The 22,015-nt window shown below is 74.8% G+C and carries 21 protein-coding genes; 12 read left to right on the top strand and 9 right to left on the bottom strand.

Going from position 1 to position 22,015, the window contains the following annotated elements; genetic code table 11:
* The first annotated feature begins 568 nt into the window (after positions 1-568).
* A complete protein-coding gene (locus ACZ4M8_RS12430; RefSeq protein ID WP_467606098.1) occupies positions 569-1,351 on the top strand; it encodes a LysR family transcriptional regulator in 783 nt (260 codons plus the stop codon).
* Between the two features lie 153 nt (positions 1,352-1,504).
* Here the strand turns inward: ACZ4M8_RS12430 and ACZ4M8_RS12425 are convergent, their stop codons facing one another.
* The 5 genes from ACZ4M8_RS12425 to ACZ4M8_RS12405 all read right to left on the bottom strand — a co-directional run bounded on the left by ACZ4M8_RS12425 (position 1,505) and on the right by ACZ4M8_RS12405 (position 6,952).
* Entirely contained in the window at positions 1,505-2,509 is a 1,005-nt protein-coding gene (locus ACZ4M8_RS12425; RefSeq protein WP_467606095.1) for an MASE1 domain-containing protein, read from the bottom strand.
* 62 nt (positions 2,510-2,571) lie between these two features.
* A complete protein-coding gene (locus tag ACZ4M8_RS12420; protein WP_467606094.1) occupies positions 2,572-3,408 on the bottom strand; it encodes a PP2C family protein-serine/threonine phosphatase in 837 nt (278 codons plus the stop codon).
* Between the two features lie 240 nt (positions 3,409-3,648).
* Entirely contained in the window at positions 3,649-5,292 is a 1,644-nt protein-coding gene (locus tag ACZ4M8_RS12415) for an APC family permease (protein ID WP_467606091.1), read from the bottom strand.
* A 164-nt stretch (positions 5,293-5,456) separates the two neighbouring features.
* Positions 5,457-5,678 (bottom strand): acyl-CoA carboxylase epsilon subunit, encoded by a 222-nt coding sequence (locus ACZ4M8_RS12410; protein WP_467606089.1) that lies wholly within the window; start codon positions 5,676-5,678, stop codon positions 5,457-5,459.
* A 257-nt stretch (positions 5,679-5,935) separates the two neighbouring features.
* Positions 5,936-6,952 carry a helix-turn-helix domain-containing protein gene (locus ACZ4M8_RS12405; RefSeq protein WP_467606088.1) on the bottom strand — a complete coding sequence of 339 codons (1,017 nt, stop codon included), beginning with the start codon at positions 6,950-6,952 and terminating at the stop codon, positions 5,936-5,938.
* Positions 6,953-7,337: 385 nt separating this feature from the next.
* Between ACZ4M8_RS12405 and ACZ4M8_RS12400 the strand changes: the two genes are divergently transcribed.
* Complete coding sequence (locus ACZ4M8_RS12400) at positions 7,338-9,413, top strand: S9 family peptidase (RefSeq protein WP_467606085.1); 2,076 nt, start codon at positions 7,338-7,340, stop codon at positions 9,411-9,413.
* 42 nt (positions 9,414-9,455) lie between these two features.
* Here the strand turns inward: ACZ4M8_RS12400 and ACZ4M8_RS12395 are convergent, their stop codons facing one another.
* Entirely contained in the window at positions 9,456-9,866 is a 411-nt protein-coding gene (locus ACZ4M8_RS12395) for an organic hydroperoxide resistance protein (protein WP_467606083.1), read from the bottom strand.
* Positions 9,867-9,987: 121 nt separating this feature from the next.
* Here ACZ4M8_RS12395 and ACZ4M8_RS12390 point away from each other — a divergent pair, with 121 nt between their 5' ends.
* The 5 genes from ACZ4M8_RS12390 (at position 9,988) to ACZ4M8_RS12370 (ending at position 14,421) form a co-directional block, all read left to right on the top strand.
* Complete coding sequence (locus ACZ4M8_RS12390; RefSeq protein ID WP_467606082.1) at positions 9,988-10,467, top strand: MarR family winged helix-turn-helix transcriptional regulator; 480 nt, start codon at positions 9,988-9,990, stop codon at positions 10,465-10,467.
* Positions 10,468-10,749: 282 nt separating this feature from the next.
* Positions 10,750-10,983, top strand: a complete 234-nt coding sequence (locus ACZ4M8_RS12385) for an acyl carrier protein (RefSeq protein ID WP_467606080.1) — start codon at positions 10,750-10,752, stop codon at positions 10,981-10,983.
* On the top strand, positions 10,980-12,218 hold the full coding sequence (locus ACZ4M8_RS12380; RefSeq protein ID WP_467606077.1) for a beta-ketoacyl-[acyl-carrier-protein] synthase family protein: 1,239 nt from the start codon (positions 10,980-10,982) through the stop codon (positions 12,216-12,218). Before ACZ4M8_RS12385 ends, ACZ4M8_RS12380 begins: the two co-directional genes overlap by 4 nt.
* A 43-nt stretch (positions 12,219-12,261) precedes the next feature.
* The gene (locus tag ACZ4M8_RS12375) at positions 12,262-13,173 is read left to right on the top strand and encodes an alpha/beta fold hydrolase (protein WP_467606075.1); all 912 of its coding nucleotides are present in this window, start codon (positions 12,262-12,264) and stop codon (positions 13,171-13,173) included.
* Positions 13,174-13,767: 594 nt separating this feature from the next.
* On the top strand, positions 13,768-14,421 hold the full coding sequence (locus ACZ4M8_RS12370; RefSeq protein WP_467606072.1) for a transglycosylase SLT domain-containing protein: 654 nt from the start codon (positions 13,768-13,770) through the stop codon (positions 14,419-14,421).
* A gap of 126 nt (positions 14,422-14,547) precedes the next feature.
* Here the strand turns inward: ACZ4M8_RS12370 and ACZ4M8_RS12365 are convergent, their stop codons facing one another.
* On the bottom strand, positions 14,548-14,736 hold the full coding sequence (locus ACZ4M8_RS12365; protein ID WP_399095886.1) for a hypothetical protein: 189 nt from the start codon (positions 14,734-14,736) through the stop codon (positions 14,548-14,550).
* A gap of 523 nt (positions 14,737-15,259) precedes the next feature.
* Between ACZ4M8_RS12365 and ACZ4M8_RS12360 the strand changes: the two genes are divergently transcribed.
* The 3 genes from ACZ4M8_RS12360 to ACZ4M8_RS12350 all read left to right on the top strand — a co-directional run bounded on the left by ACZ4M8_RS12360 (position 15,260) and on the right by ACZ4M8_RS12350 (position 17,910).
* The gene (locus ACZ4M8_RS12360; protein WP_467606069.1) at positions 15,260-15,961 is read left to right on the top strand and encodes a transglycosylase SLT domain-containing protein; all 702 of its coding nucleotides are present in this window, start codon (positions 15,260-15,262) and stop codon (positions 15,959-15,961) included.
* Positions 15,962-16,301: 340 nt separating this feature from the next.
* Entirely contained in the window at positions 16,302-17,213 is a 912-nt protein-coding gene (locus tag ACZ4M8_RS12355; RefSeq protein WP_467606066.1) for a lysozyme, read from the top strand.
* A 241-nt stretch (positions 17,214-17,454) separates the two neighbouring features.
* Positions 17,455-17,910: a spore-associated protein A gene (locus ACZ4M8_RS12350; RefSeq protein WP_467606064.1), complete on the top strand. Its 456-nt coding sequence runs from the start codon at positions 17,455-17,457 to the stop codon at positions 17,908-17,910.
* Between the two features lie 62 nt (positions 17,911-17,972).
* On the opposite strand, the gene ACZ4M8_RS12345 is transcribed toward ACZ4M8_RS12350, so the two are convergent.
* Positions 17,973-19,508: an SDR family oxidoreductase gene (locus ACZ4M8_RS12345; RefSeq protein WP_467606062.1), complete on the bottom strand. Its 1,536-nt coding sequence runs from the start codon at positions 19,506-19,508 to the stop codon at positions 17,973-17,975.
* A 342-nt stretch (positions 19,509-19,850) separates the two neighbouring features.
* Between ACZ4M8_RS12345 and ACZ4M8_RS12340 the strand changes: the two genes are divergently transcribed.
* Positions 19,851-21,182, top strand: coding sequence for a glycoside hydrolase 5 family protein (locus ACZ4M8_RS12340; protein WP_467606060.1), 1,332 nt, complete (start codon positions 19,851-19,853; stop codon positions 21,180-21,182).
* Between the two features lie 62 nt (positions 21,183-21,244).
* On the opposite strand, the gene ACZ4M8_RS12335 is transcribed toward ACZ4M8_RS12340, so the two are convergent.
* A complete protein-coding gene (locus ACZ4M8_RS12335; RefSeq protein WP_467606058.1) occupies positions 21,245-21,460 on the bottom strand; it encodes a hypothetical protein in 216 nt (71 codons plus the stop codon).
* Positions 21,461-21,648: 188 nt separating this feature from the next.
* Here ACZ4M8_RS12335 and ACZ4M8_RS12330 point away from each other — a divergent pair, with 188 nt between their 5' ends.
* Positions 21,649-21,840: an antitoxin gene (locus tag ACZ4M8_RS12330; RefSeq protein WP_467606056.1), complete on the top strand. Its 192-nt coding sequence runs from the start codon at positions 21,649-21,651 to the stop codon at positions 21,838-21,840.
* The last annotated feature ends 175 nt before the right edge of the window (positions 21,841-22,015 follow it).

Here is a 22,015-nt window from a genome sequence, read left to right as displayed (position 1 = left end):
ATTCCGGCGGGTACCGGAAACCGGATCGCCCGGCAACTCAGGCGCCGACGGGCTCCAGGCCGAGGCGGCGGTAGTGGACGCGCTGTGTCTCGCCGCCGTAGCCGTAGCTGTCCGGGTCCGGTTCGTGGAGTGCGACGCCGCGCCGGGCCAGCGGGCCGAGGACGTCCGCGAGCGGCGCACCCGCCGCGGCGATGAACGCCGCCCGCTCCTCGGCGGTGTTCGTCCCCCGCGTCGGATTGCCCTCGACGTACGCGTCCCGGCCGCCGGTCAGCGGGGCGCCGGCCAGGTGGTAGCGGCCGGGCGGGACGAGGTCGAGGTCGAGGTGGACGAGGGTGCGCGCGGCGGACTCGCGCAGGACGCGGACGGCGAGGTCGGTCAGCCCCTCGGCCAGGGCGCGTTACGTACCGGCGGGCAGTGCGGGGTCGGTGACGGTGACACGGAAGTACGGCATGGCTCTCCCGGGGAGGCGGTGGCCGGCGGGCTCCGCCCCGGCCGTGGACGCGCCCAGCCTCACCCGCCCGGCATCAGAAAGCCACGCATCCCTGTCATCGCTCCATGAGGCCGCCGCATGTCCGTGAACCTTCCCCAGCTCAGAGCCTTTCTCGCGGTCGTGGACACGGGAGGGTTCGGTGCGGCGGCGGACGAGTTGGGGGTGAGCCGGTCGGCGGTCTCGCACGCGGTCGCCGCCCTGGAGCGGGCGCTGGGCGGTCCGCTCCTGGTACGGGCGGCTCCGGCGCGGCCCACCGTGCTCGGGCGGCGGGCACTGCCGCACGCCCGCGCCGCGCCGGCGGCGGTCGGCTCGCCGGAGCGGCTCGCGGCCGACGGCGCCGGGGCACCGCGCGGCACCGTCCGGCTGGCGGCCACCCCCACCGTCCGCCGGGGGCTCCTCCCGGACCTGCTGCGGCACTGGCGCGCGGAGCTGCCCGGCGTCACGGTGCGGGTCTTCGAGGGCGACAGCGGTGACCTGGCCGACTGGCCGGCGAACGGTACGGCGGACGCCGCCGTCCTCGTCGACCCGCCGCCCGGACCGGGCCTGCCCCTCACCACGGACGGCTACCGCGCCCTGCTCCCCCGCGACCATCCGCTGGCCGGTGCGGAACGCCTCGCCCTCGCGGACCTCGCCGACGACCCGTTCCTGGTCTCGCCGCACGGCTGCGAGGAACGGGTGCGGGAGCTGCACGCCCCGGCCGGTGTACGGTTCGCGCCCGCCCGGCGGGTACGCGACCTGACCACGCTGATCAGCATGGTGCAGGCGGGGCTCGGGGTGACCGTGCTGTCGGAGGCGTCCCGGCCGCTGCTCGGACCGGACCTGGTCCTGCTGCCGCTCGACCCGCCCGCCGCCTCGTCCTGAGCGGCCCCGGCACCGGCCCCTGGCACCCGGCGCTGCGCCCGCCGGCGGCGACCGCCGCGGCGCACCTGGGAGAGCGCTCCGGGGCCGGGCACGCCGGTTAGGTGCGGGCACCGACCCGTGGCGCGGATGCCGTCCCCCGGGCGTCGCACCCGGTCAGCGGCCCCTTTTACGCCTGCGGGGGGCCGTCGCGCCCGGTGGCCAGCGGTGTGCGGCCTCGCCGGGGGCGAGGCGGTCCACCACCTCGGCCAGTTCCCGGCAGGCGTCCTCGATCTTCGCGCGGACGGCGTTCTGTTCGGCGACGAGCGCGGCGAGGAGGAGCGCGGTGAGCGCCGCCGCGCCGTTCAGGGCCTGGAGGTTGACCATCACCAGCAGGAAACTGTGCCCGGCGAACGGCCCCGACCGGTCGTTGGCCGCCACGATCGCCAGGACGGAGACGACCAGCGCGACGGGCGCGGCCCCGGCCAGCTGGAACCGTACCGCCGCCCACACGATCAGCGGGAAGACCAGGAAGAGCAGCGACATCGAGCTGCGGGTGCACAGCAGGGCGACGCCGACGGCGGCGAGCAGCAGCGCCACCGCCTCCACGGCGCGCGCCGGACGGACACCGCGCGGCCGGCGGGCGTGCCACGCCACCAGCAGCAGCGGGGTGACGATCAGTACGCCCATCGCGTCGCCCGCCCACCAGGCGGCCCACGCGGGCCAGAACTGCGCGGCCGGGAGGTGGGCGATCAGCACCTGGTTCCCGGCGCCGAACGTCGCGCTGATCAGCATCCCGGCCAGCGCGCCGAGGACCACCAGCGCCACCCCGTCCCGCAGCCGGTCCAGCTCGGTACGGAACCCGGCCCGGCGCAGCAGCAGCGCGGCGCAGACCGGGGCGAGGGTGTTCCCGGCGAGGTTGCCGAGGATCCCGGCGTCCACCGGGCCGATGTCCGCGATGACGAAGAAGGTGCCGAGCAGGATGCCCGGCCAGGTGCGCAGCCCGAAGACGAGGAGGCAGGCCAGTGCGATGCCGGTGGGCGGCCACATCGGGGTGACCACCGTCCCGTCGATGACCACCTGTTCCAGCAGGCCGATCCGGGCGCCCGCGAAGTAGGCGACGGCCAGGGCGAGGATCTTCAGGACGTCGGCAGCGAGAGGGGGCACTTTCCCGGTGCGCATCCCCCCAGCATCGGACATCGGCCCCGGCGCCGCTCGGCCACCGCCACGGACGGCGCAGCCGGTCACCCGTCGCCGCGGTCCGCCCGGTCGTAGCAGAGGGCGACGACCGCGGCGTCGTCGGTGTGGCCGGTGAGTTCCGCGACGTCCATCACCGCCGCGGCGACGACGGCCGGATCGCCGGTCGGGGCGCGGTCGCGCACCCGCCGGACCGCCTCCGCCAGGCCCGCCTCGATGGGGAACGACGGGCCCTCCACCACCCCGTCGGTCAGCAGCGCGAAGGCGCCGCGCGGGGCGAGCCGCCAGTAGGTGACCGGGTACGTCTCACCGGGCAGGACGCCCAGCGGTGCGCCGCCGGTCTCCTCGGCGATACCGCAGCGGCCGTCGCCGGTGGCCCACACGCCCGGCGGGTGACCGGCGCGGGCGGCGGCCACCTCCCAGGTCACCGGGTCGAAAGTGAGGAAGGTGCAGGTCGCGAAGAGCGGGCTGTCCACGGAGAGCAGCAGTTCGTTGGCGCGGGCGAGGACGACACCCGGGTCGGCGCCGCCGCCCGCCACGGCGCGCAGCCCGATGCGGATCTGCCCCATGAACGCGGCGGCCTCGACGTCGTGCCCCTGGACGTCGCCGATGCAGAACGCCAGCCGCCCGCCGGGCAGCGGGAACCCGTCGTACCAGTCGCCGCCGATGTCCAGGCCGTTGCGGGCCGGTGCGTACGCGGCGGCGGACCGTACCCCGGGGACGCCGGGCAGGACGGCCGGCAGCATCTCCCGTTGGAGCGCCTCGGCCAGTTCGACCCGGGCGCGCTGGAGTTCGGCCCCGGCCCTGGCCTGGGCGGTGAGCCGGCCGAGCGTCGACAGCAGATCGTCGGCGCTCGCCTCCCGCGCGGGACGCCGCCGGAACATGGACGCCTCCGTGGTGCGGGTCTCGGGTCCGCCGCGGGAGGCGCACGCGGCGCTCGGTTGCCGCCTCCTGGTGCCCCCGCCGGCCGACCGGGCGGGCCGGTGCGGAAGCTCCCGTCAGGATAGGCCGGTATGCCCGTTCCCGCCCGGCGGGCGGTGGCGCCGCCGGGGCCCGGCGCGAGCGGGACGTACGACCGCCCCGCGCCCGTGCCGCCGGTCCCGCTGCGTACCGCTGCGTACCGCTCAGTCCACCGGTACCGGAGCCGGGGCCGGTACGGCCGCCAGGTAGCGGAGGCCGGAGCGGACCGCCCAGACGAACAGCGCCAGGGACAGGGCGGCGACGGTGAGGGAGTCGTACGGGGCGGGCAGCAGGCCGGTGCCGCCGAAGGAGCCGAGCTTGGACAGGACGGTCAGCGCGGCGAGGTAGCAGACCAGCCAGGCGCCGGTGCGCAGTTCGGCGGCGAGCGGGCGGCGGGGCGGCTCACCGGGGGCGGGGACACTGCCGGGGCGCCGCATGAGGAGGAAGAGGAGCAGTCCGCCGAGGACCATCGGGAGCGCCAGGTGCAGCGCCTCCCAGCCCGACCAGTAGACGAACTCGCTCGCCACCACGAAGCTCACGGGTGCCAGCCAGCGCAGCCCCGGCACCCAGCCGGCGGTGACGGTGCCCGGGTCGGCGCGGAAGACGGCGGCGGCCACCGCCGACGCCGCGTAGATCAGCAGGTACATGTCGCCCATCACGCTCACGATCTGCTGCCAGCCGCCGATCGGCAGCAGGAAGAGGACGATCACGGCGAGGTTGACGACCAGGGCCCGGCGGGGCACACCGGAGCGGGCGTCCACCTTCATGAAGTAGCGCGGGATGGTGCCGTTCTTGGCGAGCGCGTAGGTGTGACGGGCGTCGAGGGCCACGCCGACGTACGCGGAGCCGCCGGGTGAGAGGACGGCGTCGGCGTAGAGCAGGCTGGAGAGCCAGTGCAGGTTGAGGATGAGGGCGAGCTGGCCGAAGGGCGATTCGAAGGAGACGCCGTGCCAGCCGCCGCCGAGCAGCGACTCGGGCACCGCGAACAGGAACGCCACCTGGAGCGCGAGGTACATCAGCACGGCCAGCCCGATCCCGGCGAGGACGGCGGCGGGCAGGGTGCGGCGCGGGTTGCGGGTCTCACCGGAGAAGTCCAGCGGCGCCTGGAAGCCGTTGACGGAGTAGACGATGCCGCCGCCGGCGAGTGCGGTCAGACAGGCGGCGTAGCCGTACGGGGCGAAGCCGCCGTGGTCGGTGAGGCGGCCGGAGTGCCAGCCGGAGGCGAGGAGGGCGGCCACGGTGAGCACCGGCACGACGATCTTGAAGACCGAGATGAGGTTGTTGAGCCGGGCGAACATCCGCACCGCGAACCAGTTCAGCACGGTCAGCACCACGCTGAGCCCGGCGGCGAGCGCCACGCCTGAGGCGGAGAGCGTCTTCCCGTTGTAGAGGTCGGGCAGATAGTGCGCGGCGTACTGCATGATCGCGCTGATCTCGGCCGCGGTGCCGCCGACCGACAGCAGTACCGACCAGCCGACGAGCGTGCCGACGAGGGGGCCGCCGGCGTGCAGCGGCCAACGGACGGTGCCGCCGCCCTCGGGCCGGGAGGCGCCCAGTTCGATCATGACGAGGGCGACCAGCGCGCAGAGCAGACCGGCGCCCACCCAGGAGAGCAGGGAGGCCGGGCCCGCGGTCTGCGCGGCGTAGAGGGCGGCGAAGAGCCAGCCGGAGCCGACGATGTTGGAGAAGCCGATCGCGGTCAGGCCCCAGAAACCCAGGTCCCGGCGGAGCCGCCGCTCCTGCGCCGCCACCGGTGGCGCCTCCGGCTCCCCGCCCCCGCCCCCGCCCGTCACCTGATGCTCCACCACGTATCGGTCCTCCCGCTCCGCTTCCGGCTGTACGGCGCCGTGCACACGGAGCCCGGTACGGATTCTGCCGGGCGCGGGCCGGTTTTCCCCAAGCGACCGCGGAACGGGGCTCCGGGTGTGGCGGGTTCGTCAGCGGATGCCGCAAATCTTCCCGGGCGGGCAGGTCAGCCGCAGCACCAGCAGCCGGACCAGCAGGCGGAGCGCGGTGGGTGGTGGTGGCGTTCGGAATCGTCCGGGGGGACGACCCAGTCGGCGGCGTCGGCGCCGACGCCGGCGGCGAGCCGGGCGTAGAGGATCACGGTGATCGCCGCCAGCTCCTCCGGTTCGGCCACACCGCCCTCGATGCGCAGCCCGATGTCGCGCGGCGCGCCGGGCGGGGCGGTCACGGCCGTCCCCCGCGGGACCTGGCGGGCGGGGGCAGGGGGCGTCCGCGCGGTACCGTCGTCCGCCGCGAGAGCGGGCCGGGCGGGACTTCGCGGACGCCCCCCAGGGCTTCTGAGCTGGTCAGGGCGGTCACACGGCCGACCCTAGGAGCGCCGGTGGGGGCTGTCGCGCCCGTACGGACCGATCGGGCGAGGCACGCGCGGGCGCGGGGGCAGCCGGTCGGGCCTCGCGTGTGCGGGGCGCCCGATCCTGGCCCGGGTCAGCCGCCGGTGGTGCCCGGGGCGTCGAGGAGCGCGTCGGCGACCGGGGTGCGGCGGTAGAGGACCGAGGCCCCGGCCCGGCGGCGGGTCACCAGCCCGGCGTCGAGCAGGATCTTCAGATGCCCGCCGACGGAGCCGAGGCCGAGGCCGGTCAGGGCGGCGAGCTGACTGGTGCTCCGGGGCGGGCCGAGGAGGGTCAGGAGGGTGGCGCGGTTGGTTCCCAGGAGGCGGGCGAGCGGTTCGGGTACGGGCGGCGGGGCGGCGGGCGTGGCACGCGGATCGTCCGCGCGGGCCGTGCCGGACGCGGGGTAGATCATCGCGTACCGCTCGGGCAGTTCCCAGGCGACCCAGCCGTTCGGACCGCCGACGGGGACGAGGACGAGGTCGGCGCCGGTGAGGTCGCGGGCGGGGCGGTCGGCGCCGTTGATGCGCAGGCGGCCGTTGCCGAGCCAGCGGGTGCGCGGGCCGAGGTCGGCGAGGGCGGCGGCCCAGCCGTGACGGCTCAGCCGGTGCGCCCGCCCGATGACGTCGGCCTCCAGCACCCGGCGGCGGCGCGGCCAGTCGGGGCGGACGAGGTGCTGCCACACCGTGTCGAGGAGGTCGGCGGCGCGGCCCGCCGGGTCGGGTACGTCCAGCGCCCGGGGCAGCCGCCCGCCGCAGGCCGTGGCGAGGTCGGCGCGGGCCTCGGGGGCGGGGGTGGCGCGGACCCGGGCCAGTTCCCCGGCGAAGGCGGGCGCGTCGTGGCGCGGGGGCCGGGTGAGGAAGTCGGGCGTCCAGCGGACACCGACCCCGGCCGCCGCCCAGGCACGGACGAACGGATCGGCGGCGAGCCGCGCGCGCAACGCCTCCGGGGCCGACGGGTGCCCGCCGCGCCGGGCGGGGAGCGGGCACGCGGTCAGTGTCCGGAGCGTCGCGACCGTCTCGATCAGCGGGGAGAGCACGAACCGGCTCCGCGCCAGCACCTCCGCGTCGACCAGCCACTCCCCCATGCGGTGCTGCCCTTCCTCGTCCGTCACCCGGCCGGTGTCCCCGCCGGACCGCTGTCCGCCGCCCTCGGCACCCGCCGCGCGGCCCGGTACGCCGTCGGTCCGCCTCCCGCGCCGGGCCACGTGGCCGGAAGGCGTCCTTTCGTCCCGGAGGTTTCCGGTGCGCCGAGCGCCGGCCCACCGGTCTCACCGGACCGTTCACCGCGTCCGGGAAGGCCCCAGGATGCCGTCCCGCCGAGGAAGGGCGCCCGTCGGGCTCTCTCCCCGGACCTCGCGGCCGGTCCCCGCTCCACCGCCCTCATCGCCTCATCCGCCCAGGTCACCGGCGCTCCGGCGGCTCCGTCCGCCCCGCGCGCCTTTCGTACCGGGACGAAACAGTAGGGCTCCGCGGCCGGGGCGCCTCACCCTGTCCGCCATGCAGCCGCCCGAGAGCCTTCCGCATCAGTTCCTGCGCACCCGCCGCTTCGCGCTGGGCGCCCCCGACCGGTTCACCGTCACGCCCGACGGCGCCACCGTCCTTTTCCTGCGCAGCGCCGCGGGCGACGATCCGGTGCGGTCTCTGTGGGCGCTGGACACCGCGACGGGCCGGGAGCGGCCGCTGTTCGATCCGGCCGCTCCGGCGTACGGCGCGGGCCCGCCCGGCGACGGCGTCACGGCGTACGCCACCGACGCCGCGGGCACGCTCGCCGTCTGCCTGTGCGGCGGGGCGCTGTGGGCGGTGGAGACCGCGACCGGCCGGGTGCGGAGAGTGCCCGTCGCCGGGTGTCCGTCGGACCCGCGGCCCGATCCGGCGGGCCGCCGGATCGCCTATCTCGCGGCCGGCGCGCTGCGCGTGACCGGCGCGGACGGCACCGGGGACCGCGTCGTCGCCGTGCCGGACGGGCCCGATGTCCGCTTCGGCGCCGCCGAGTACGCGGCGACCGCCTCGATCGGCCGCGACCGGGGGTACTGGTGGGCGCCGGACGGCTCCCGCCTGCTGGTGGCGCGCGTCGACGAGAGCGCCGTCGCCCGCTGGTACCTCGCCGATCCGGCCCACCCCGACCGGCCGCCCCGCACGGTGCGGTATCCGGCCGCGGGCACCGCCAACGCGGAGGTGACGCTGTGGCTGGTCCCGGCCGCGGGCGGCCCCCGCACCGAAGTCGCCCTCGACCGGGCCCGGTTCCCGTACCTGACGGCGGCCGGCTGGGACGCGCACGGTCCGTTCGCCGCGGTGCAGAGCCGGGACCAGCGCACCCTGCGGACGTACGCGATCGACCCGGCCGACGGACGGACGTCGCTCCTGGCCGACGTGCGTGACCGGTGCTGGGTGACGCCGGTGCCGGGTACCCCGGCGCGTACCGCGTCCGGTGCGCTGGTGGCGCACCACGACACCGGGGGTCCCGGCGGCACCCGGCGGCTGACCGTCGGCGGTACGCCCGTCACCCCCGACGGGCTCCAGGTGCGGGAGGTCCTCGGGGTGAGCGGCGAGGAGGTGCTGTTCACGGCGGGTGCGGACGTGACCGGGCAGGCGCTGTGGAGCTGGCGGCCACGGGACGGCGCCCGTCCGCTGACCACCACCGCGGGCGTGCACACCGGGGTACGCGGCGGCCCCACGCTGGTCCGGATCGCCCGGGAGCCGCACCGGCCCGGCGCGACGGTGGTGGTGGCGCGCTCCGGGCGCCCGGACCTGCCGGTGGCCTCGTACGCCGAGCGGCCCGTACTGGCGCTGCGCGAGCGGCGGCTGACGGTCACCGGGCGGGCGCTGCGCAGCCGGCTCCTGCTGCCGTCGTGGCACCGTCCGGGCGGCGGGCGGCTGCCGGTGCTGGTCGATCCGTACGCGGGACCGGCGCTCCAGCGGGTGACCGACGACCAGGCGCCGATGATGTTCGTCTCGCAGTGGTTCGCCGAGCAGGGCTTCGCGGTGCTGGTGACCGACGGCCGCGGCACGCCGGGTCGCTCCCCGGACTGGGAGCGCGCGGTCCACGGCGATGTCCTGTCGGCGGCGCTGGAGGATCAGGCGGCGGCGCTGGAGGAGGTGCTGCGGCGGTTCCCGGAGCTGGATCCGGGCCGGGTCGCCGTACGCGGCTGGTCGTTCTCCGGGATGCTCGCCGTGGCGGCGGTGGTGCGGCGTCCCGACCTCTTCCACGCGGCGGTCGCGGGCGCGGGCCCTTACGACCCGCGGCTGTACGACACCCACTGGCGCGAGCGGTTCCTCGGCCATCCGGACGCGCACCCCGAGCGGTACGACGCGTGCGACCTGGTGCGGGAGGCGCCGCTGCTGACCCGGCCGCTGCTGCTGATGCACGGGCTGGCGGACGGCAACGTCCACGCCGCCCACACCCTGCGGCTCTCCGCCGCGCTGCTGGCCGCCGGCCGCCCGCACGAGGTGCTGCCGCTGCCCGGCACGGCCCACGCGCCCACCGACCCGGCGCTCTTCGCGAACCTCCTGCGCCACCAGGTCGATTTCCTGTGGCGGCACCTGGGCCGGACCGGGCGCAAAACCCCCGCGTGACGGCTCGGGAGGGGCGGGCGACGGCGCCGCCCGCCCCACTTCTCACTCGATGACCAGCTCGACGTCGATGTTGCCGCGGGTGGCCTTGGAGTACGGGCAGAAGCGGTGGGTGGCCTCGACGAGTTCTCGTCCCCGCTCGCCCGCGAGAGCCTCGGGCAGTTCGACGCGCATGACGACGGCGAGGCCGAAGCCGGTGTCGTCCTTGCCGATCGAGACCTCGGCGGTGACCGACACCTCCGCGGTGTCGGTCTTCATCTGGCGTCCGACCTGCGCCATCGCGCTGGCGAAGCAGGCGGCGTACCCGGCGGCGAAGAGCTGCTCGGGGTTGGTGCCCGCGCCGTTGCCGCCGAGTGCGGGCGGCATGGCGAGCGCGAGGTCGAGCTGTCCGTCGGAGCTGACGGCGCGGCCCTCGCGGCCGTTGGCGGTGGCGGCGGCGGTGTAGAGCGCGTCCATGGGGTTTCCCTCCGGTTCCGGCGGCCGCGTCCCGGCCGCCGCAGAGAACAATGGCACACAATTGAGTTGTACACAACTCAATGGTGTGCCATTCAATGCCGCGTCGAGCTAACCTGGACCCATGGCCGCCTCCTCCAGCCCCACCGGCTCCCCCGACGCCCCGCTCTCCGACGCCGACCTGCTCCGCCTCGACCACCAGGTCTGCTTCTCCCTGCACGCCGCCTCACGCGCCTTCGGCGCCGTCTACCGGGACGCCCTCAAGGACCTCGGACTGACGTACCCGCAGTACCTGGTGATGCTCGTGCTGTGGGAGGACGGCCCGCTCCCCGTCAAATCCATCGGCGAGCGGCTGCGCCTCGACTCCGGCACCCTCTCCCCGCTCCTCAAGCGCCTGGAGACGGCGGGTCTGGTACGCCGCGAACGGAGCACGGAGGACGAACGCTCGGTCACCGTCCACCTCACCGACACCGGCGCCGCCCTGCGCGAGCGCGCCCTGCCCGTCCCCCACCGGATGCTCGCCGCCACCGGCCTGGAGCTGGCGGAACTGCGTACCCTGCGCGGCCTGTTGAGCCGGGTGACCCACGCCCTCGACGAGGCGTGATCCGCGCGGACCGGCCGCCGCACCCCCCTCGATCCGGCCACGCCCCGTACCCTCCCGTCGCCCCGCGCCGTTAGACGGGGCGAGTGCCTTCCGCGCCGTACGGGCAGGGGCGCGCACCCCGCGTGCGCCCCCTGCGGAGCCCCTCACCCCATCGAGCGAACGGCGTTGGGGAGTCTTCCGGACGAAGACGTATAAAGGGTGCCGCCGAACCAGCCGGAGCCGCCGGCGAGCCCCGCCAGGACGCGGTTGGCAACAGCGCCTAAGAAAGCGGAGGAGTGCCACGTGAACGCGGCAGAAGTCGTCAACACCCTGCTGGTCCAGCGATTCGGGGTCGATCCGGCCGCCGTCACCGCCGAGACCTCGCTCCAGCACCTGCGGATGGACTCGCTCGCCCTGGAGGAGCTGCGGCTGCTCATCGAGGACCGCCTCGACGTCGACCTCGACGAGGTCACGCTCACCTCCCGGGACACCGTGGGAGCGCTGGTGGCGGCCATCGACGGCGAAGTCGCCGCGTGACGGCCCACACGCCGTTCGCCGCGGCCGTGACGGGCGTCGGTCTGGTCACCGCCGCGGGCGTCGGCGCCAAGGCCACCTGGCACACCGTCACCGGCGAGACCACCCCCGTCGGCGTCCGCCATCGCCCCGAACTGACCGATCTGCCCTGCGACTTCATGTACGGCGTCGACGATCTGGACACCACCGAGGTCCTGGGCGTCGCCGCCCAGCGGCTGATGGACCGCTTCGCGCAGCTCGCGGTGGTCGCCGCCCGGGAGGCGCTGGCCGACGCCGGGATCGACCACGAGGACTGGGACGGCACCCGCGTCGCCGTCGTCATCGGCTCGGCCCACGGCGGGCTGCCGTTCTACGACGAGCAGCACACCACGCTGCTGGAGCGCGGCGCCCGCCGGATCTCCCCCAAGCTCGCGCCGCTCTCCGTCATCAACAGCGCGGCCAGCAGCGTCGCGATGGATCTCGGCGCGCAGGGCCCCAGCCTGGGCGTGGCCACCGCCTGCTCCTCGGGCACCGTCGCGCTGGGCACCGCCCATCAGCTGCTCCGCTCCGGCGCCTGCGACATCGCCGTCGCGGGCGGCGCCGAATCGGTCTGCTCCCGGCTGCTGATCGCCAGCGCCTGCCAGATGAAGGCGGTCTCCACCCGCCGTCAGGATCCGGCGGCCGCCTGCCGCCCGTTCGACGCCGACCGGGACGGCTTCGTCATCGGCGAGGGCGCCGGGCTGCTCGTCCTGGAGCGCCCCGAGCACGCGCGGGCCCGCGGGGCGACGGTCCGGGCCCACGTCGCCGGGTACGGCGCGTCCAGCGACGCGTACGCCGCGGTCGCCCCGGACCCGGAGGGCCGCGGTATCGAACGCGCGCTGCGCACCGCGCTCGCCGACGCCGGGGTCGGCCCGCGCGAGATCGGCCATGTCAACGCGCACGGCACCTCGACCGTCGTCAACGACCGGATCGAGGCGGCGATGCTCCGCCGGGTCCTGGGCGAGGACGCGCTGGTCACCTCCACCAAGGCGATGACCGGGCACACCCTGGGGGCGGCCGGCGGTATCGAGACCGCGCTCACCGTCCTCGCGCTGGAGTCGCAGCTGGTTCCGCCGACCGCCAATCTGGACACGCCCGATCCCCGGATCCCCCTGGAGATCGTGCGCGGCGCGGCACGGTCCGCGCCCTTCGACTGGGCGGCCAAGACGTCGCTCGGCTTCGGCGGCCACAACGCCGCACTCGTCCTGGCCCGTGCCTGAGGCACACCTCCCCCTCCCGCGGATCTCCCGAGAAGGAACCGTCATGCCCGAGGAAACGATCCGCTCCCTGTCGGTGGACGGGATCTCCTACGCCTACCGGCTGCTGCGCCACCCGGACCGTCCGGACACGCTCACCGAACCCGTCATGGTGCTGGGCGGCGCCCTCCAGGGCATGTTCGGATGGCCGCAGATGGAGGAGCGGCTGAAGCCGGTGGCGAACGTGATCACCGCCGATCTGCCGGGCATGGGGGGCGCCGACCCGCTGCCGCCCGGCCCGAGCGCCGACCTGCTGTGCCGGGCGATCGAGCACGTCCTCGACGACCTGGGCCTGACCCGCGTCAACCTCTTCGGCTTCTCCTACGGCGCCGGACTCGCCTTCGGCTGCGCCCGGCGCTTCCCCTCCCGTATCGCCCGGCTGGTGCTGGGCGGCGTCCCGTCCCGGATCGGCCCGGAGCAGTACGCCCACTGGGAGCGCGCCGCCGCCGAGCTGCGGCGGGGCGAGGTGGACGCCTTCGCGACGCTCGCCGCTGACGGGCTGCTCTGCCTCGACGAGGGGCGGTACGTCACGCGGCGGCGGCTGGCCTACCGCTACGTCCGGCGGTCGATGCTCCGGGCGGCCCGGACCTCCCCGCACGCGCTCGACTCGCTGTGCCGTGCGGTGACCGACCGCCCGGACTTCTCCGGCGGGCTGTCCGGTGTGCCGACACTGGTGTTCAGCGGCGCCCACGACACCGTGACCACCCCTGCCCACCAGCGGCGTTTCGCCGCCACCATCGACGGCAGCCGCTTTTTGGTGATCCCGGACGCCGACCACTGGGTCGTTCTGGAGCGCCCCCAGGCGGTCGCCGACCTCACCGCCCGCTTCTTCACCGGCCGCCCTCTCTCCTCAGCCCCGGCCCTGGCACCGGTCCCCCGCGACGACGAACCGACGGGCGGGGCGGCGGCGTACGTCTGAGCCCGACCGGTACGCCGGTACGCCGCGCCGCGGTACGGGCCCGGCCCGGGTGCGAGCGCGGACCGCGGCGGGCCCGGCGGCGCATCCGTTGCGCCCCGGCCCTGCCGCACCCTTGGCGCCCGGCCGCCGCTCCCCCGGGCCGCACGCCTCCCACCAGCGCGGACGCACCTCGGTCCCGCAGGCCGGACGCGGTCCGGACGACCGGGGCGGGCCCCGTCCGGCCGTCCGGACCGCACCCCTTCTTCTCCTGTGGCGCGGGCCACTTCAGCGCCCTGCGCGCCGTGCGTTCCGGCCGCCGCGGAGTGAGGCGAGGCACAGGACGTACGTCACGTACGAGGGCGGTTAGTCGTTCCCGGGGCCCACTGCACTCCAAAAAACACGGATAACTCCGGACATCTCTCCTCACATCACTACGAGGGGTAGTACGTCACATCATTGTCACCGCTTCCGGACGGCGCTAACCATGGATCCCGCAAGCACCGAGAACGTGCCGGCGGACTCCTCCCCTGGTGAGTGAGCGCGGCCTGACCCTCGGTTCCCCCGTGCCACCGAAGGCCACCCCCGCACGAGCGCCTGAGAAGAGGTCACCACCGCATGTCCCGTTTCGCCCTGCTCCGCAACGTCCGCATCACCCGCACCCAGAAGGTCGCCACCGCCGTGCTGGCCGCCGCCGGCGCCACCACCGCCCTCGCCGTGACGGCCGCCCCGAGCCAGGCCGCGCCGGCCGCCTCCGCGCACGCCCCGGCCGCCGTCAAGCCCGTGAGCGCCAACGGTCTGCCCAAGACCGTGGCCCCCGAGAGCGACGGGTCCGCCTCCGCCACGGTGTCCGCCGCCGGTCACCTGAAGGTCACCGCCGTCGAGAAGCAGGGGCACGCCGCCAAGCAGGCCGCCACCCGCTCCGCCGAGCGCCAGGCCCCGAAGTCGTACGCGAACAACCTCGACGGCTGGATCCGCCAGTCCCTCGACATCATGAAGAACAAGGGCATACCCGGCTCCTACGAGGGCCTGCACCGCAACATCATGCGCGAATCCTCCGGCAACCCCAACGCCGTCAACGACTGGGACATCAACGCCATCAACGGCATCCCCTCCAAGGGCCTCCTCCAGGTCATCCAGCCCACCTTCGACACCTACCACGTCAAGGGCACCGCCCATAAGCTCACCGACCCCGTCGCCAACATCACCGCCGCAGCCAACTACGCCGCCCACCGCTACGGCTCCATCGACAACGTCAACTCCGCCTACTGACACGGAAGTTGACGTCCGTCACCACTGACGGCGACATCACGGGCGACCGGCACGGACCGGTCGCACCACCGACGAGGGCCCCCTCCGCTTCCCGCGGACGGGGCCCTCGTCGTCGTACGCGGCCGCCTACCGGACGAGGTTGCCCAGCGGCCCGATACCGAGGAGCGAGCCGACGACCTCTCCGGCGAACTCCAGACCGGCCTTCTCCTTGGGCGTGAGGTCGTGGTCGTCGGCGGGGGACGCGGCGGCCGTACCGGCGGCCAGGACACCTGCGACACAGACGGCGGCGGCCAGGGCGGTCAGACGACGGAACATGGGCGCTTCCTTACGGTGCGGGGCTGGGTCGCCCCCACCCTCGGCGAAGGGCGCGCCCCGCACGGCCGCGACAGTCCGGGCGCTGCGGCGAACGGCCCACCGACTCCGCCGTATCGGGCGCCCCGCACGGCCGCGACGCGGGACACCGGGGCCCGCGGCCCTCTCGGATCCGGACCCGCCGCGGCCGTGGCCCAGGCCACATACCCGAGCCCCGGAGAGCGGGCGCCGGGTGACCCCGGGCACAGGACGCACGTCACCTACGAGGCCCGGTAGTGGCCGCACCACCCCGCCGGCGCGGGATAAAAGGACCACAACATCGGACATATCGCCGCATCTCACTATGAGGGGTAGTACGTCACATCATTGCCACTGTTGACGGACAGCGCTAACCATGGATCCCGCAAGCACCGAGAACGTGCCGACGAAACTCCTCCCGACCCGGTGAGCGAGCGCGGCCCCTCGGTTCTCCACGCGCCACCGAAGGCCGCTCCCCCGCACCCCACTCGGAAGAGGTCACCACCGCATGTCCCGTTTCGCCCTGCTCCGCAACGCCCGCGTCACCCGCACCCAGAAGGTCGCCGCCGCCGTGCTCGTCGCCGCCGGTGCCACCGGCGCCCTGACCGCCACCGCGACCCCCGGCCACGCCCAGCCCGCCGCGTCGCACGCCCCGACCGCCGTCAAGCCCGTGAGCGCCAACGGCCTGCCGAAGGTCCTCACCGGTGAGGCGACGACCGCCGAGGCCAAGCCCGCGGATGTCGCCGCGTCGGTCGCCGACGGCCTGAAGGTCACCGCCGTCGCGAAGCAGGACCGGGCCGCGCAGGAAGCCGCCAACCGCTCCATGGAGCGCGCCTCCCTCGCACCGAAGGCGGCACCCAAGGCCGCCCCGAAGGCCCCGAAGCCGTACGCGAACAACCTCGACGGCTGGATCCGCCAGTCCCTCGACATCATGAAGAACAAGGGCATACCCGGCAGCTACGAGGGCCTGCACCGCAACATCATGCGCGAATCCTCCGGCAACCCCAACGCCGTCAACGACTGGGACATCAACGCCATCAACGGCATCCCCTCCAAGGGCCTCCTCCAGGTCATCCAGCCCACCTTCGACACCTACCACGTCAAGGGCACCGCCCATAAGCTCACCGACCCCGTCGCCAACATCACCGCCGCAGCCAACTACGCCGCCCACCGCTACGGCTCCATCGACAACGTCAACTCCGCCTACTGACACGGAGTGACACCGCGCTGACGCACGCGGGGACCGGCACCGCGCCGGACCGCGCGGACGGGACCGCGGACCGAGGCGACTGGCGCGTGCGCCTCGTCCGCAGCCCGCAGCGGGCCCCGACCGACCGGGGCCCGCTGCGGCGTTGGCACACCGGGGCGCACGGCACCGGCCGACACGCCGTCAGCGGCGGCCGGCCGGGTGAGAGCGACCGGCTGAATGGCGGACTGACGGGCCATCGGGTCTTCACCGTGGGCAGATGAGCGTATACGTCTTGTTATCGGCAGGAATCTGCTCACAGTCTGCCGAGCCGACCCTCACCGATGGCTTTCGGAGGCACCCGATGCCCTTGCGCAGTTCCGGACCCGCCCGCCGTGCGTTCCCCGCCACGGCCGGGACCCTCACCCTCCTCACCGCGCTCGCCCTGCCGCTCGCCCTGCCCGCCGCCGCGGCCGCCACCACCGGCGGCGACACCGCGGCCGCCGGGAGCGACAAGGAACCGGCCCACCCCGACCAGGACTGGATGGGCTCCACCATCGCCGCCCACGAGGGGGGTGACCGGGCCGGCGGCCAGGATACGGATGATCAGGACACGGACGATCAGGGGACGTCGGAGTCCAGCTCACTCGCGTCGGTCGAGGGCGTCGATGTCTCCAGCCACAACGGCAACGTGGGCTGGTCCGCGCTGCGGCAGGGCGGAGTGCGTTTCGCGTACGTCAAGGCGACCGAGGGGACGACGTACAAGAACCCGTACTTCACCCAGCAGTACAAGGGGGCGTACGACGCGAAGATCATCCACGGCGCGTACCACTTCGCGCTGCCGGACCACTCCAGCGGCGCGGCGCAGGCGAAGTACTTCGCGAAGCAGGGCGGCGCCTGGTCGAAGGACGGCAGGACGCTGCCCGGGGCGCTGGACCTGGAGTACAACCCCTACGGGGCGACCTGTTACGGCAAGAGCGCCGCCGCGATGGTCGACTGGATCGCGGACTTCACCAAGACCTACCGCGCCGCGACCAAGCGGGACGCCGTCATCTACACCTCCACCAACTGGTGGAAGCAGTGCACCGGGAACTCCAAGAAGTTCGGGAAGACCAATCCGCTCTGGGTCCCGCGGTACGGCTCGTCCGTGGGCGCGCTGCCGGCCGGCTGGACGTTCCAGACCATCTGGCAGTACACCTCCAGCGGGAAGACGGTCGGTGACCGCGACCGCTTCAACGGCTCCCTCAGCCGGCTCCAGGCGCTCGCCAACGGCTGACGCCCGCACCGGACACGGCGGACGGCCGGCTCCCGCGCCCGAGACGGCGCCGGGGCCGGCCGTCCGCCGTGTCCGGGCGGTGGCCGCGGATTTTTTCCCAGGCCTTTGCGCACGTCAGCCCTCATCTTCGAACAATACGCGGTGGCTTCACCCGCGGGAGGTACAACCCTTTTCCGGTGCGCGGCGTCCAACTCTGCGAAATGACCACGCGAAGGAACCACCACCCGACGGGGGTATTCCCATGCAGCGTTCCCGTGTCCTGGCCGGATTTTCCGTTCTGGCGCTGGCCTCACTGACTTCCCTGGCCGCCACCACAACCGCTTCCGCGGCGCCCGCCGTGAAAGGCGCCACGTACAACGGTGCCTGCGGCAGCGGATACAGCGTCGTGAATTCCGCGGAGATCACCGGCAAAGGCACCGTCTTTCTCACCTACAGCGGCAAGACCGGCAAGAACTGCGTGGTGACGGTCCGCACGACCACCGGCAGCCCGGTCGAGATCTCCACCTATCTCGGGCCGTCCGACGGCAGTTCCGAGCCGGTCTTCGACGACGGCCTCTTCACCAGTTACGCAGGCCCGGTCTATTTGGCGGCGAAGGGCCGTTGCGTGGACTGGGGCGGCGCGATCGAGAACGTCAGCGTCAATGTCAACGGTACGAATTGCGGGAAGCTCGCCCCCGGAATCGTCACCCACAGCTGAAAGAGCCGGGCGGCGGATTCCGGGGCCGGTGCCCGGAATCCGCCGCCCCCGTTTCCGTGCCGTCATCCGGCGCCGGAGGAATTCTCCGCCGCGCGGGCGATATTACGGGCCATACCGCCGAACACCACGGCATGGAACGGCGCGACGGACCACCAGTAGGCGTGCCCGGCCAGTCCGCGCGGATGGAAAAGGGCGCGCTGGCCGTAGACGGTACGGCCCCGGGCGTCCCGGCCGACGGTCATCTCCAGCCAGGCCAGACCCGGCAGCCGCATCTCGGCACGCAGCCGCAGCAGCCGCCCGGGGGCGATCTCCTCGACGCGCCAGAAGTCGAGGGAGTCACCGGCCCGCAACCGGGCGGCGTCGCGGCGGCCACGGCGCAGCCCGACGCCGCCGGCCAGCCGGTCCAGGAGTCCGCGCAGCGCCCAGGCGGCGGGGAACGAGTACCAGCCGTGTTCGCCGCCGATGCCCTCCACGACCCGCCAGAGCGCCTCGGGGGTGGCGGCCACGAAGCGCCGGCGGCGGTCCGTGTAGAGGCTGCCGCCCGCCCAGTCGGGGTCGGTGGGCAGCGGTTCGGCGGGGGCGCCGGGGACCGCGGCGCCGGTCCAGCGGGTGGCGACCTTGGCCTCCTTGATCCGGCGCAGTGCCAGGGCCAGCGCCTCGTCGAGCGGGAGCGGGCAGCCGGGCGGGTCCGGGACGTACCGGGCGATGTCGTGTTCGCGGCAGACGACCTCGTGACGCAGCGATTCGGCGAGCGGCCGGGCGATACCGCTCGGGACCGGGGTGACCAGGCCGACCCAGTGGCTGGAGAGTTTGGGGGTGAGCATCGGGACGGGGACGATGAAGCGGCCGGGCAGCCCGGCGACGCGGGCGTAGCGCTGCATCATGTCGCGGTAGGTGAGGACGTCCGGCCCGCCGATGTCGAAGGAGCGGCAGACGTCGTCGGGCAGGGCGGCGCAGCCGACGAGGTAGCGCAGGACGTCGCGGACGGCGATGGGCTGGATGCGGGTGGCGACCCAGCTGGGTGTGACCATCACCGGGAGGCGTTCGGTGAGGTAGCGGAGCATCTCGAACGAGGTGGAGCCGGAGCCGATGATCACCGCGGCGCGCAGGACGGCGGTGGGGACGCCGGAGGCGAGCAGGGTGTCGGCGACCTCTGCGCGAGAGCGCAGATGCGGGGAGAGTTTCTCGCGCGGGACGCCGGGCGGGGTGAGGCCGCCGAGGTAGACGAGGCGGCGGAGCCCGGCGGCGCGGGCCTCCTGGGCGAAGATCCGGGCGGCGCGCCGGTCGGTCTCCTCGAAGGTGGTGCCGGTGCCGAGGGCGTGCACCAGGTAGTAGGCGGTGTCCACCCCGTCGAGCGCGCCGCGGACGGAGGCGACGTCGGTGATGTCGCCCGCGTAGATCTCGGTGCGGCCGGCCCAGGGGTGGTCGCGCAGCTTCTGCGGGGTGCGGGCCAGGGCCCGGACCGCGTATCCGGCGTCCAGCAGCTCCGGTACGAGGCGTCCGCCGATGTATCCGGTGGCGCCGGTGACGAGCGCGAGAGGGCGCGCCGGCGGGGTGCGGACGCCGGGGTCGGGGCCGGACGCTGCGGTGTCGGCCATGGGCCGTGCCTCCTGACGGGGCGAGTTCCGGGCCGTGCGGCGGCGACGGCTGCGCCGCCCCACCCGGCTCAGTGTGGCACCGGGCGGGGCGGGCGGCAGGGCGGGACGGGGCGGCACAGGTCCGTGGCGGTCCCCGCGCGGCGCCGGCTTCCCGGTCGTCGCGGCCGGTCGTCGCGGCACCGGTGTGTTTCCGACGCGGCGGGGCGGGCGAGGGTGCGGGCACGGGAGGAGGTCCGGGGCCGTCCGGCCGGGTCGGTCCGCTGCTGCGGACACGGCCGGGCGGGGCGGCGTCCGGTCTCCGTCCGGCCGTGTCCGCAGGTACCCCGACCCGTAGGAGCCGTCATGCCCGAGCAGGACACCGATCGCCGCCCGCCGCGTTTCGGCGTCAACTACACGCCGTCGCAGGGGTGGTTCCACCACTGGCTCGATTTCGACCTGGACGCGGTACGCGCCGATCTGGACGCCGTCGCCGGGCTCGGTCTCGACCATGTCCGCATCTTCCCGCTGTGGCCGCTGTTCCAGCCCAACCGGACGTTGATCCGGCCGCGGGCGGTGGAGCAGCTGGTGGCGCTGGCGGACGCCGCCGCCGAGCGCGGCCTGGACGTGGCCGTCGACGGCCTCCAGGGGCATCTGTCGAGCTTCGACTTCCTGCCCGCCTGGACGCGGACCTGGCACCGGCGGAACCTGTTCACCGATCCGGACGTGGTCGCCGGGCAGCAGGAGTACCTGCGGACGCTGGCCGCCGCGCTCGCCGACCGGTCGGCGTTCCTCGGGATGACGGTCGGCAACGAGGTCAACCAGTTCGCGGACGGCCCGCACCCCGACCCGGACCGGATCGACGCGGCGCGGGCCGGGGCATGGCTGGAGCTGATGCTGGCGGCGTGCGAGCGCGGGGCGCCGGGGCGGACCCATCTGCACGCCGCGTACGACGCGGCCTGGTACCAGGACGGGCACCCGTTCACACCCGCGCACGCCGCCCGGCTGGGCGCGGTGACGGCGGTGCACTCCTGGGTGTTCAACGGGACGGCGCAGCGGCACGGCGCCACCGGCACCGCGACGGAGCAGCACGCGGCCTACCTGATCGAGCTGTCGAAGGCGTGGGCCGACGATCCGCACCGCCCGGTGTGGCTCCAGGAGGTGGGCGCCCCCGCGCCGCACATCCCGCCGGAGGGCGTCGCGCGCTTCACCGCCGCCACCGTGGACGCCGCGCTGGACTGCGCGGACGTGTGGGGCGTGACGTGGTGGTGCTCGCACGACGTGGACCGGGCGCTGGCGGACTTCCCGGAACTGGAGTACGGGCTCGGGCTGTTCACCACCGACGGCACGGCGAAACCCGCGGCGCACGCCCTCGCCGGACGGGCCGCCGCGTGGCGCGCCCGGCCGCCCGCCCCGGCGCCGCGTACCACCGCGCTCGTCGTCGGCGTGGGCGACCCCGGGACGGCACCGCACCGCTCGGTGTGCGCGCCGGGCGGCCCGGTCTTCGAGGCATGGGCCCGTCTGGCGGCCGACGGGGCCCGGCCCGCGCTGGTACTGGACCGGGACACCGGTGACCCGGCCCGGCTGGCGGCCCGTGGCATCACGGAGGTGGTGACCCCGGCGGAGGTGACCGGCCGTGACTCCGGCCGGCCCGGCAGCGGTTCCGCCGGTGGCGTGGCCCCCTCAGCCCACGGGTGACGCGGTCCGCCCTGCTGCCGGTGGCGCCTGTCCGCCCTCCTGCCGGTGACGCCGGGACGGGGTCACGGTGGGGGGCCGTCGTTCCGGGGCGGGGCGGGGTCGTCCTCCTCGGGGTAGCCGTCGTGGCCGGGGTCGAGGTCGAGCATGTCCAGCAGGAGGGACAGCTCTCCCGCGTCCCGGGCGCGGCCGGCCAGCGCGGACCGGGCCCGCCGGCGTTCCTCGTCGCGTGTGATGCGGCGGGGCGCGGGCCCGTCGGGCGTGCGGTGTTCATCGGTCACCGCTGCATTCTGGGCCGGTGCCGGGCCGGTCGCCCGCCGGGCGGGGCGCCGCTGCGCCGCCCAGGCCGTATCCGTGGCCCGGCCGGGTGACGGATACGGCTCCCGGCGCCGTGGGCCGCGCGGATGCGGGGCGCCGGGGCCGGGGCGATGCTGGAGCCGACGGGGATCGTCGTGAGGGAGGATGACCCATGTCCATGCTCGACAAGCTCAAGTCCATGCTCAAAGGCCACGAGGAACAGGCCGGTAAGGGCGTCGACAAGGCCGGCGACTACGCCGACAAGAAGACCCAGGGCAAGTACAGCGGTCAGATCGACAAGGGCCGTCAGCGCCTGAAGGACGAGTTCGGCGGGGGCGACAAGGGCCAGCCGCCGCAGTCCTGACCCCTGAGCCGCGCCCGGCGCCGCGCCCGCCCCTTCCGTGACCCCGAGCGGGCGCCCCGGGCGCGGCCGTCCGGGGCGGCACCCATCCGGTGGTCTGCGCGCGCCGGGCTGCTGAACACCCGAGGGCGTGTACAGCCGTTCCGTGCGTGACGACCACAGGCCCGCCCTGAGGCGT

Source organism: Streptomyces sp. NPDC027185 (assembly GCF_055567035.1).
Note: the sequence above shows the minus strand (reverse complement) of the source record. Positions and strands in the feature narration are given on the sequence as shown.